This is a genomic window from Hyalangium sp. (genome assembly GCF_045802625.1).
Classification (GTDB): Bacteria; Myxococcota; Myxococcia; order Myxococcales; family Myxococcaceae; genus Hyalangium.
On the sequence record NZ_JBJMQP010000039.1, the window covers coordinates 298,430 to 309,874 of the forward strand.

Genomic DNA, 11,445 nt, shown 5'->3' on the forward strand with positions numbered 1-11,445 from the left:
AGAGCGTTCTGACAGCGCCCCCGGGCCCGCGTCAACCGGGGTCCCGCCCCACCCCGAGTTCACCCCCGGTGAACGCCCGCCCTTGTATGCTCGGAGGGGAAGAATTCAGGCCAGCAAGGGGTTTCCCAGGCGATGAGCAAGGTACGTCCCACGGCCGTGGCCGGAACGTTCTACCCGGGCGACCGCGAGAGGCTGGCCGCGACGGTCGATCGGCTCCTGGCCGAGGCCCACCCACGCAAGGCGAAGGTGCCCCGGGCGCTCATCGTCCCCCACGCGGGCTACCTGTATTCCGGGCCCGTTGCCGCCTCGGCGTATGCGCGGCTCCAAGGCGCCGCGCCCCACCTGCGCCGCGTGGTGCTGCTGGGGCCTTCCCACCGCGTGCCATTCCGCGGACTGGCGCTGCCCGACGCCGAAGGTCTGGAGACTCCGCTCGGAGTCCTCCCGGTGGATGAGCAGGGAGCGGCCGACGCGGCCCGGCTCCCCCAGGTCGCCTCCTCCGCCCGCGCCCATGCTCATGAGCACTCCCTGGAGGTGCAGTTCCCCTTCCTCCAGCGCGTCCTCCCGGGCGTCCCCGTGGTGCCCTTCGTGGTGGGCTCCTCCAACGCCGAGCAGGTCGCGGAGGTCATCGAGCGGCTCTGGGCTGGCGACGACACGCTCATCCTCATCAGCTCGGATCTCTCGCACTACCTGCCCTATGACGAGGCCCGCGCGGTGGACCGCGAGACGGCCGACCGCATCCTCTCGCTCGACGCCGAGCACCTCGACACGGAGCACGCCTGTGGAGCCCTCCCCGTGAGCGGCCTGCTGCTCGCGGCGCGGCGCCGGGGGCTGCGCGCCGAGGAGCTTGATCTGCGCAACTCGGGCGACACCGCCGGAGACCGTTCGCGGGTGGTCGGCTACGGCTCGTTCGCCTTCGACGCTCCCCAGGAGATGGCATGACGCGAGGCATCACCCTGCTGGCCCTGGCCCGTGCCGCCGTGCATGAGTCCCTCGAAGGCCCGCGCGTGGAAGTGCCCACCGAGGCCTGGCTGGCCGAGCCCGGCGCCTGCTTCGTCACCCTGCGCAAGGACGGAGAGCTGCGCGGCTGTATCGGCAGCCTCGAGGCCCACCGGCCCCTGGCGGAAGATCTGATCCAGAACGCCCGGAGCGCCGCCCACCGGGATCCCCGCTTCTCACCGCTCCGGCGCAATGAGCTGGACGTCGTCCGCTTCGAGGTGAGCCTGCTGACGCCGCTCGAGCGACTCGAGGTGCAGAGCCAGCAAGAGGCGCTCGAGAAGCTGCGCCCCGGCGTGGATGGTGTGATGCTGCAGTGGGGCCCCCACCGCGGCGTCTTCATCCCGAAGATGTGGAAGCAGCTCCCGGATCCGGTGGAGTTCCTCACCTTCCTCAAGCGCAAGGCGGGGCTGCCGTCCAAGGAGTGGCTCTCGGGCACCCGGGTGTGGCGCTTCACCGCCGAGGACTGGTCCGAGCCCGAGCTGCGCAACTGAACCGCCCGGCAGTGCTCCGCTGGACAGTTCCCGCCCCGGGACGATGCGCTTGCGTAGCAGCGTCCCCACCTTGTGGGCCGCCATGGCGCTGTCTCGAACTTCTCAGGTAGCCCCTCGAACTGTCTGGACGGTGGGCCTTCATGTGCTGGGCATAGCGGCCCTGGGGCTCCTGCTCTACGAGCTGCGGCCGGTGCTGGCGCTGCTGGCCATCTCGTTGATGTTGGCCCTGGCCCTGGAGCCCCTGGTGCGACTGTTCCAGCGCACCGGGCTCAAGCGCGGCTGGTGTGTGATGTTGACGGTCCTGTCGCTGCTGGGGCTCCTGGCCTTGGTCGCCCTCTCGATCGTCCCGATGCTGGTGGAGCAGGTGAGCAATCTCCTCTCATCACTCCCCGGGTTCATCACTCAGGTCCGCGAGTCGCAGTGGATGCACTCGCTCAATGATCGCTTCAAGGTGATGGATTCGATACAGAATGAGGTGGCCAGGGTCCCCAGCACCATCGCGGGTCCCGTGCTCGGCGTGCTCAGCTCGTCAATCACCGTGCTCATCGCGGCGATCACCGTGCTCACCCTCGCCACATTCGGGCTGCTCTCCGGTGAGCAGCTGCTCGAGCAGGGCATGCGCTGGGTGAGACCCGACCGGCGTCCCGAGCTCCGCCAGCTGCTGGTGGACATGAACCGGGCCGTGAGCGGCTACCTCGTGGGGGCGTTCCTCATCTGCGCCATGGGGGGCCTGTCGACGGGCATCATCACCTGGGCGCTGGGCGTCCCCTACTTCCTGGCGCTCGGGCTCATGTACCTGGTGCTCGCGTTCGTCCCGTACCTCGGCAGCCTGCTGGTGGCCATCACCGTCTCGCTCACCACGCTCGCCACGGTGGGCTTCCGCCGGGCGCTGATCGCCCTGGGGTTGTTCCTCATCTATCAGCAGATCGAGAGCCATGTGCTGCAGCCGCTGGTCCAGCGACGAACCCTGCAGATGAACCCGCTGCTCATCGTCATCGTCCTCGTCGGTGGCGCCATGGTGATGGGGGTGCTGGGCGCAGTCCTCGCCCTGCCGCTCGCGGCGGCGCTCCAGGTGCTCCTGCAGCGGGTGCTGGAGCGGCGCAGCCGCAAGTGGGAGCAAGAGGCCCGGCAGCGCGCCCCCGCCGCGGCAACAACCCCCCTCACTCCGGATTCGCAGCACGAGACGGCTCAGCACCCAGAAGACTCGGAAGAGCCATTGCAGCACTGAAGGCACGGCACCGGGCGTGAGCCCGTGTTGCAGGCAACACGGCACTGGCCCCTCGGATCACTTCGGGTTTTCGCTCGTCCCCCTTAGCCTGCGCGCCACCTCGACAGCCCGGCTTGCTCGCGGTCCGAGCCACGCCCGGCGTTGAGAGTCACAGGGGGAATTCTCACATGCCATTGCTGAGCCGCTGGCGCCGGCGCGCCCTCTCGCTATCCATGGGCGCGGTCCTTGGCATCCTCGCCTCGGCCTCCGCCGGGAGCTCCGTCCCCCAGAAGCATGAGCGCGAGCCGCGACCACAGGAGACCCTCCAACTGCCTCCAGGCTTCGCCCGGGAGACGGTGGTCTCCGGCCTGAACCTGCCCACGACGTTCGTCTCCCTGCCCGACGGGCGGATCCTCATCGCTGAAAAGGACGGAGTGGTCCGGCTCTACAGCAACGGCGCCCTCCAGGGCACGCCCTTCCTCGACATCCGGGACAGGGTGAGCACCCTCAACGATCGAGGCCTGCTGGGCATCACCGCCGACCCCAGCTTCGCGACGAACAGCTACATCTATCTGCTCTACACGTACGAGGACGATGCCGGGCACCCCGAGGGTCCGAAGACCGGACGGCTGGCGCGGTACACGGCGGTGGGAAACACCGCCTCTCCCTCCAGCGAGCTCGTCTTGCTGGGGACGCAGGTGGGCTCCTCGTGCCACGACTTCCCCGCTGGCGCCGACTGCATCCCCTCGGACAGCCTGTCGCACAGCACAGGCGCCCTCAAATTCGCCCCTGATGGCACGCTCTTCGTCACCCTGGGAGACGGGGCCAACTACGACTCCGTCGATCCCGATGCCCTCCGAGCGCAGGAGCTCGACTCGTTGGCGGGCAAGCTCCTCCACATCACCCGCACGGGCCAGGGGCTGTCCTCGAACCCCTTCTGGAATGGGGATGCCGGGGCCAACCGCTCGAAGGTGTGGAGCTACGGGCTGCGCAACGCCTACCGGTTCAACCTGCGCCCTGGAACCAACACCCCGTACCTGGGGGATGTGGGCTGGGATACCTGGGAGGAGCTCAATGTCGCCAAGGCCGGAGCCAACCTCGGCTGGCCCTGCTACGAGGGGCCCGAGCGCCAACCCGGCTACGCGGCGCTGGCCGCCTGCCAGCAGCTCTACGCCCAGGGGGCCTCCGCGGTGACGATGCCGCTGCATGCCTGGACGCACGACGTGGGCCGGACGTCCACGGGAGGAGCCTTCTACACGGGCACGGCCTACCCGGATCCCTATCGTGGCGCCTACTTCTTCGGAGACTACGGCGGGGGCTGGATCTCCTTTCTGCAAGTGGATGCGAACGACAACCTGATCCCTGGCAGCGTGGGAACCTTCGCGACCGGCGTGGACGGTCTGGTCGACATCGAAATCGGCCCGGACGGCCTCCTCTATGTCGTGGATATCTACGCGGGCGAGCTACAGCGCTACACCTACTCGCGCATCAACACGCCGCCCACGGCGGTGGCCTCGGCGAACCCGCGCGAGGGCTACCCACCGTTGAGCGTGCAGTTCTCGAGCGCAGGCTCCTCGGATCCGGATGGTGACGCGCTTCAGTTCTCGTGGGACTTCGGAGATGGCTCTCCACTCTCGGGGCTGGCCTCCCCGCAGCACACCTACGCCACGGCGGGCCTCTACACGGCCACGCTGACCGTCAGCGACGGGCACGGTGGAGCCCAGTCCGCCGCCGTGCGGATCTCCGTGGGCAACCTGGCACCCGTGCCCGCCATCACCTCGCCCTCGGCGGAGTTCCGCTTCCGGGTGGGTGATGTGGTGACCTACTCAGGCTCGGCGACGGATAAGGAGGACGGTTCGATCCCCGCCAACAAGCTCTCCTGGACCATCATCCTCCACCACTGCACTCCCAGCGGGTGCCACATCCACCCGTTCGCCACGAGCACGGGCGCGAGTGGCTCCTTTGCCATCACGGATCACGGCGACCAGATCTACTTCGAGCTCACGCTCACCGCGACCGACTCGGCGGGGCTGACAGGCTCCAGCACGGCATTCCTCTACCCCCAGACGGTGCAGCTCACCTTGCAGAGCTGGCCGCCCGGCCTGCCGCTGGTGCTCGATGGCATGAGCGGCACAGCGCCGCTGGTGCGCACGGCGATTGTGGGCTCCAGCCACACGGTCTACGCGCCTTCGGGGCAGAACGGCTACGCCTTCCTCTCCTGGTCGGACTCAGGCGCCCAGCAGCACTCCATTACGGCCGGGACAACCGATGCCACGTACACGGCGGCCTTCGTCCGGATGGAGTGTCAGCAAGGGCAGTTCGTGGCGGAGTACTTCAACAACCTGGAGCTGAGCGGGTGGCCGGCGTACGTGCGCTGCGAGGACACCCCGCTCTCTAACGACTGGGGAGAGGGAAGCCCGGCTCCGGGGGTCGATGCGGATCACTTCTCGGCGCGGTGGACGGGCCGGTTCTACTTCCCGGCCAGCACCCAGACGTTCACGGTCACGGCGGATGATGGCGTCCGCCTCTATGTGGATGGCGCGCTCCTCATCGATGCCTGGCAGGATCAGAGCGCCACGACGTACCAGGCCAATCTGCAGCTCTCCGCCGGAGAGCACGTCGTGACCCTGGAGTACTACGAGGACGAAGTGGATGCCGTGGCCCAGCTCCAGTGGGGGCCAGCCTCTTGTCCGAACGAGCAGTTCCAGGCGGAGTACTTCAACAACCAGGACCTGAGCGGCTCTCCCGTGCTGGTGCGCTGCGAGGCGGCGCCGTTCTCCTACGACTGGGGCCAGGGCAGCCCAGCCCCCGAGGTCACCGCGAACCATTTCTCGGTGCGGTGGACGGGCCAGTTCCACTTCGCCCGGGCGCCCTACACGTTCACGGCCACGGCCGATGACGGTGTCCGGGTCTACCTGGACGGCTCGACGCTGATCGATGCATGGATAGACCAGGGGACCACCACCTACCGGGCCAATCCCTGGGTCTCTTCCGGTGACCACACCGTCGTCATGGAGTACTACGAGAACGAGGGCGGAGCCACGGCAGCGCTCCGCTGGGTCCGCCGGTTCTGAGCTCGTTGATGGGCAACGTCACCTTGGGCCGCGCGTGGCGCTGAGGCAGCATCTATCCATGTCCCTTCCCGCAGACCTGCGCGCCCGCCGCGAGGCCCTCATCCGCGAGCACTTCGAGTCAGAGAACCGTCACGACTTCGGAGCGACGCTGGCGACGTTCCACCACCCGCGCTACGAGCTCATCGCCACGGGCGACGTCTACGATGGGCCCGAGCAGGTGATGCGGTACTTCAAGGAGTCCCGCGCCGCCTTCCCGGACCAGCGCAACCGCCTGCTGGCGATGCACCACGCAGACGACGCGGTCATCACCGAGTTCGAGCTATACGGGACGCACCTTGGCAACTACCGGGGGCTGCCACCCACGGGGCGAGCGTTCTCGGCGCGGATGAGCGCGTTCTTCCTCTTCGAGGGGGATCGGCTGGTGTGCGAGCGCATCTACTTCGACGCGAACACCCTGCTGCGGCAGCTCGGCATTGCCCACGATCCGCTGAGCCTCAAGGGGCGGCTGGCCACCGCGCTGAACCACCCCGTCACGGTGGGCCGAGCGTTCCTGCGTCAGGCGTTGCGACGAACGCGGTAGAGACTCCTGAGCGGCCACATGAGACAAGAGCTCGGTGTACGTCATGGTCGTCCTGCTGGAGCCTCTCCAACCATGTGCACGCCCATGCGCCCACGCGAATAGCCACTTGCTAACAGCCTCGGGAATGGAGGGAAGATCCCACCCCAGCGGCGATTCCGGCCGCAAACGGGGGGCACATCACATGAACTTCACTCTTCGAAACCCTTGGTGGCTGTGCGTGCTGGCGCTGGTTGCGTGGCAAGGCTGTGGTGGAGAGCCCAAGGCGCCGATCATTGGTCCCAACCTGGTGGTCAACGGCACCTTCGAGTCCACGCTCGAAGAGGGCTGGTGGACGGCGACGGACTCGAAGGCAGAGCCCCCGGAGAAGAGCTCGGCCACCACCAGCCCCGATGCGGCGGACTCGGGCTCCGCCGGGCTGATGCTCCACAAGGGCCCGGACGGCTTCTACTCCATGGTGGGCCAGACCCTGAACGGCCATGGGGCGTGGCAGACCTTCCAGGTGCACGCCCGCATCAAGGGCACCACGGGCAACGAGCACGTCATCATCGGCTACGACAGCCAGAGCGTCGAGGTCGTGGCCGAGACGCGGTGGAGGACGGTGTCACGGCTGCTGCTCATGTCCGAGAGCAGCGACGACTCCAACCTCCGCATCAGCCTCACCACGAATGACTCCACCGTCTATGTGGACGAGGTCTCCTTGGCGATGGCCCAGGTGGAGCGAGGCGATGCGGAGATGGCGAGAGGCAACCTGCTGCGCAACAGCTCCTTCGAGAGTGGCTTGTCCCTGTGGGACTTCTTCACGAGCGCCCCGGAAGGAACGGCCTCCACGTCACCGGACGCGCGGCACTCGGGCTACGCGGGGCTGGTGCTGAACCGAGGGCCCGAGGGCACCATCACCCTGGTGAAGCAGCCGCTCCCGGATCCGGTGGCCGAGCGCGAGGAGTACCGTATCGAAGCCGATGTCCGAGGCGCCCATGGTGGCGAATCGGTCAACCTGTGCCTGCAGATCGACCACGATCCGTGGACCGGGCCCTGCATCACCGTGACGACCTACGAGAACTGGCAGCACATCTCCCAGAAGCTGCCCATTGACGAGACGATGCTCGACGAGCGTGTCGGCGTGGTGATCTCCCCGGGCAGCGATGGCTCCGTGATGGTGGACGACGTGATCCTGACCCGCACCCAGCGGTAGAAAGCCTCCTGCCTCGGGCTCCACGGCCACGGGGCGCTTTCTGCTACCCGTGGCTGAGCTGCTCGATGCGGCGGAAGTAGTCCGCCTGGAACTCGAAGATCCGAGCGATGTTCGTGGCCATGAGGCAGGCCACCGCCACGACGATGATGGCGATCATCAGCACCCGCAGGCCCCGCAGCGCCGCCTCGGAGTTCTCCCGCGCCTGCTGCTGGAGCAGCGGCTCGATGCGGCCGGCCCGCTCGCCGATGCCTACCTGACGCAGCGACTCTCCCTCGAGCACTCCGAGCCACTCCACCACCTCCGCGAAGGTGGCACCGCCCCGGAGGCGCTGAACCGCCGCCCCAGTCCGGGCCCGCAGCTCCGTGCTCCCGGTGGCCTCGATGGCCATCTGCAGACTGCGCGCTGCGTCCACCCCGGCCCCGAGCGAGGTGCCCAGGACATCGCAGAAGCGGCTGGCCTGAAGCCGCCGGTGGAATCCTCCGAGCAGCGGAAGCCGCAGACGGACCCGCTCCCAGCGCTCCTCGAGCCCCAGCGCCGCCACGGCCAGCGGGGACAGGAAGAGCGCCAGGCCCACCGATCCCGTCGAGAAGATCCTCCCCAGGAACGCGCTCACGATCCCCGAGCCCAGGTTGTCCGCATTCCCGGCGTTCACGGCGCCAGCGGCCGCGTCAAGGAGTGCACCTCCGACGATGAACCCGGCCAGCAGGTAGACGGGATAGAGGCACAGGAAGAATGTGCGCCAGCGCAACCGCTGCAGCGCCTCCAGACGGGCGATGATGCCGGCCAGCGCGTTCTCGAGCGTCCCGGACACCTCCCCTGCCTCCAGCGCCGCCACCACCTGCGGCTCGAACCAGGCAGGCTGGCTGCGCATCGCCTCGGCCAGCCCTGCGCCGTTGGAGACCGCCTTGCCCACGTTGGCCACGGCGCGGAGGAACGGATCCTTGTCCGCCCCCCGAGACAGCTCGGTGAAGGCCAGTGACAGCGACACGCCAGAGCGGAGCATGCCGTGGAGCCCCACATAGAAGCTGAGGTGCCTTCGGTGGCGCACCATCGCCACGATGGGATGCCGCCCCCAGGCCCGAGCTACCCGCTCGCCCATCCGGCTCTGGCTGGAAGCCTGGGGCCGCTGCGCCGAGCGGACGGGCCTCGGCGACGCCATACTCCGGGGCTTGCCCTGGCTCTCTTCCACCGGGCTGCCTTCCACCGACGCCGGGGGAGCCATCCGCGATGTTCGCCGCTCGCTCATGGGGTTGCGCTCTCGTTCACGGCTCAGCGCCACCAGCGCTTGGAGCGTCCGGGGAGAAACAGCATGAGGACGATGAACCCCGCGATCATCCCCGCGGACCGGGCCTGACCCCGGCCGTACTTCACGAGCGCGACGGGCACGATCACGGCCAAGCTCAGGATGATGATGCGCACGCCCATGCTGGGAACGAGGCCCAGCAGCTTCCACCCGAAGGAGCCCTCCCCGAAGAAGAGCCCTCCCATGCCGTTCGAGCGCTCCTCCCGCTTCAGCTTCTGCATCAGCACTGAGTACCGAGCCTGATCCGCTTGCCGTTCCTGCGCATGCTTCTGCTGCGACAGGGCCGCCGCGGCCTCACGTTCCCGCGCCCGCTCCTGCTGCCGCGCCTGCCAGAGTCGCTCGTTGTAGGCGCGCTGTTGGGGCGTGGTCAGGTCCGCGCCGCAGACCGTGCACTCCTTGGAGAACCGGCCGTTGTCGGACTCGCAGCTCCCACAGCGGGGGAAGCGCAGCTCCTCTTCCTCCGAGGAGGGCTCCTCGGCCAACGCCAGGGGCGCTTCGCCCCGGAAGCGCTCCAGGTGCGTCTCCGGGACGGCGGCTTGCTGGGGCGCCGCGCCCCGCTGCGCCAGGGTCTCGAAGCGGTTGCCGCTCTGAAGCTGGGGCTGCTCCTCCGACTTCGGGGGAGCGCCACGAGCGCGCTCCAGGTTGAGGAAGCGGGAGAACTTGTTCGTCATCGTCGGCTCCCTGGGGCCGCGCCCCCTTGCAAGCCCTCCGGAGGGCCACTGGGCGACGCCGGGCGGGTGCGCCCCTTGGCCCAGACTCGCAGGCGGGCGATCTCATCCCTCATGGTGACGGACAGCGGGAAGGTCTCGCGGATGCTGTGCACCAGGTGCTGCTGGCCCAGCTCCGCGTTCTCGCCAAAGGCCTCATACAGCCCGGCGATCACGGCCTGCTCGATCTCCGCGCCGCTGAAGCCCTCGGTGAGCGAGGCCAGCGCCTCCAGATCGTAGTGCCCGGGCTCCCGCTTCCTGCGGCTCAGGTGGATGCGGAAGATCTCCCGGCGCTCGGCCTGCTCGGGCAGATCGATGAAGAAGATCTCGTCGAAGCGCCCCTTGCGCAGCACCTCGGGAGGCAGCCCGTCGATGCGGTTGGCGGTGGCCACCACGAACACCGGCGCCGTCTTCTCCTGGAGCCAGGTGAGCAGCGTGCCGAAGACGCGAGCCGAGACGCCGCTGTCGCCCGAGCTCGAGGCGCCCACTCCGGACAGCCCCTTTTCAATCTCATCCACCCACAGCACCACGGGGGCCACGCTCTCGGCCACGCGGATGGCCTTGCGCAGGTTCTCCTCCGAGGAGCCGATCAGCCCGCTGAAGATGCGTCCCATATCCAGCCGCAGCAGCGGCAGGTTCCAGTGCGCGGAGATGGCCTTCGCGGTGAGGCTCTTGCCACAGCCCTGCACGCCCAGCAGCAGCAGCCCCCGAGGCTCGGGCAGACCGAACTGGCGAGCGCGCTCTCCAAAGGCGGCGGTGCGCTGCCCCAGCCAGGCCTTCAGGTTCTGCAAGCCGCCCACGCTGCCCAGGGTCTCGTCCGGCGGGTAGTACTCGAGCAGCCCGTTCTTCCGGATGACCTGGCGCTTCTCGTCCTGGATGCGCTTGATGTCGTCCGGGCCCAGCTTGCCATCGTGGGCAATGGCCTTGGCGAAGGCGTTCTCCGCCTCCGCCAGCGTGAGCCCGAGCGCCGCCTTGATGAGCTGATCCGCGTGATCCCGCGATAGATCGATGGTCGCCTTGTTGCCCTTACGCACCACGGTGATGATCTCCCGCAGCAGCTGCATGAGATCGTTGTAGCCGGGCAGCGGCACATCGACGACGGAGAGCTCCTTCTCCAGCTCGACGGGGATGCTGAGCGTCGGCGAGAGGAGGATCACGGTGGTGAAGGTGCTCTTGAGGAAGTGGGACAGCTCGCGCAGGGCGCGCACCACGCCCTTATCCTCGAGGAAGGGGTGGAAGTCCTTGAGGACAACGAGCGCCGGCTCGTTCAGCTTCTCGATGGCGGCCAGGGCGTCGATGGGGTTGCGCGTCTCCTCGGGCAGCGTCGCGGTGCGCGAGCCCCCCATGTTGCGCAGCCCCCGGATGATGGACCAGTGGAAGAGCGCCTTGCCGTGCGAGCGCGCCAGCTCGGACAAGATGGCGTCCACCCGATGCTCCTCCCAGGACACGAGGTAGAGCATCGGGTAGCGAGCCCGAATGAGGATGTCGAGCTCCTCCAGCCACGGCACAGCTGGAGCGCGAGGGGAGACAGAGCCGGAGACCGCGGACGTCATGCCTCGGTTATATCAAGTCGGGAACTCCCCGTCGCCCGGGCCTGCCGCGTTGCCGGATACGGAACGGAACCTCTTGAGGCTCTCTCAGAGGGGAGGGTCCCTCAGGGTGTCACGATGGGCTGCAAGAGCCCTGCCTTGTCCAGCAGCTTGCCCACGCGCCGGCCCAGTTCGACATGATCAGGGTTGCCTGCGGTGAGGCGATCCGGGGTGAGAATGATGAGTGCACCCTTGTCCTCCACCGGTTCGATGCGCACGGGAGCGGGCAAGGGCGGCACCATTCCCCGGCGGCGCGACAGGTACGTCACCCACCCCACGAACGTGCCCCCTCTAGAGGTTTCGCTC

At 68.2% G+C, this 11,445-nt stretch carries 10 protein-coding genes; 6 read left to right on the top strand and 4 right to left on the bottom strand.

Features of this window, described 5'->3' with window-relative positions:
- Positions 1-132 precede the first annotated feature (132 nt).
- The 6 genes from amrB (at position 133) to ACJ8AT_RS07355 (ending at position 7,540) form a co-directional block, all read left to right on the top strand.
- Complete coding sequence (amrB, locus tag ACJ8AT_RS07330) at positions 133-939, top strand: AmmeMemoRadiSam system protein B (protein ID WP_407736903.1); 807 nt, start codon at positions 133-135, stop codon at positions 937-939.
- The gene (amrA, locus tag ACJ8AT_RS07335; RefSeq protein ID WP_407736904.1) at positions 936-1,487 is read left to right on the top strand and encodes an AmmeMemoRadiSam system protein A; all 552 of its coding nucleotides are present in this window, start codon (positions 936-938) and stop codon (positions 1,485-1,487) included. Before amrB ends, amrA begins: the two co-directional genes overlap by 4 nt.
- 43 nt (positions 1,488-1,530) lie before the next feature.
- On the top strand, positions 1,531-2,715 hold the full coding sequence (locus ACJ8AT_RS07340) for an AI-2E family transporter (protein ID WP_407736905.1): 1,185 nt from the start codon (positions 1,531-1,533) through the stop codon (positions 2,713-2,715).
- 167 nt (positions 2,716-2,882) lie between these two features.
- Positions 2,883-5,768, top strand: coding sequence for a PQQ-dependent sugar dehydrogenase (locus ACJ8AT_RS07345; protein WP_407736906.1), 2,886 nt, complete (start codon positions 2,883-2,885; stop codon positions 5,766-5,768).
- Between the two features lie 58 nt (positions 5,769-5,826).
- Complete coding sequence (locus ACJ8AT_RS07350) at positions 5,827-6,348, top strand: ester cyclase (protein WP_407736907.1); 522 nt, start codon at positions 5,827-5,829, stop codon at positions 6,346-6,348.
- Positions 6,349-6,529: 181 nt separating this feature from the next.
- A complete protein-coding gene (locus ACJ8AT_RS07355) occupies positions 6,530-7,540 on the top strand; it encodes a carbohydrate binding domain-containing protein (RefSeq protein ID WP_407736908.1) in 1,011 nt (336 codons plus the stop codon).
- A 43-nt stretch (positions 7,541-7,583) separates the two neighbouring features.
- Here the strand turns inward: ACJ8AT_RS07355 and ACJ8AT_RS07360 are convergent, their stop codons facing one another.
- From ACJ8AT_RS07360 to ACJ8AT_RS07375, 4 genes are all read right to left on the bottom strand, one after another.
- Entirely contained in the window at positions 7,584-8,786 is a 1,203-nt protein-coding gene (locus tag ACJ8AT_RS07360) for a type II secretion system F family protein (protein ID WP_407736909.1), read from the bottom strand.
- A gap of 23 nt (positions 8,787-8,809) precedes the next feature.
- Positions 8,810-9,514, bottom strand: a complete 705-nt coding sequence (locus ACJ8AT_RS07365; RefSeq protein WP_407736910.1) for a hypothetical protein — start codon at positions 9,512-9,514, stop codon at positions 8,810-8,812.
- On the bottom strand, positions 9,511-11,103 hold the full coding sequence (locus ACJ8AT_RS07370; protein WP_407736911.1) for an AAA family ATPase: 1,593 nt from the start codon (positions 11,101-11,103) through the stop codon (positions 9,511-9,513). The genes ACJ8AT_RS07365 and ACJ8AT_RS07370 overlap by 4 nt, the downstream gene beginning before the upstream one ends.
- A 101-nt stretch (positions 11,104-11,204) precedes the next feature.
- A partial coding sequence (locus ACJ8AT_RS07375; RefSeq protein ID WP_407736912.1) for an Imm52 family immunity protein occupies positions 11,205-11,445 on the bottom strand: 241 nt, incomplete at its 5' end.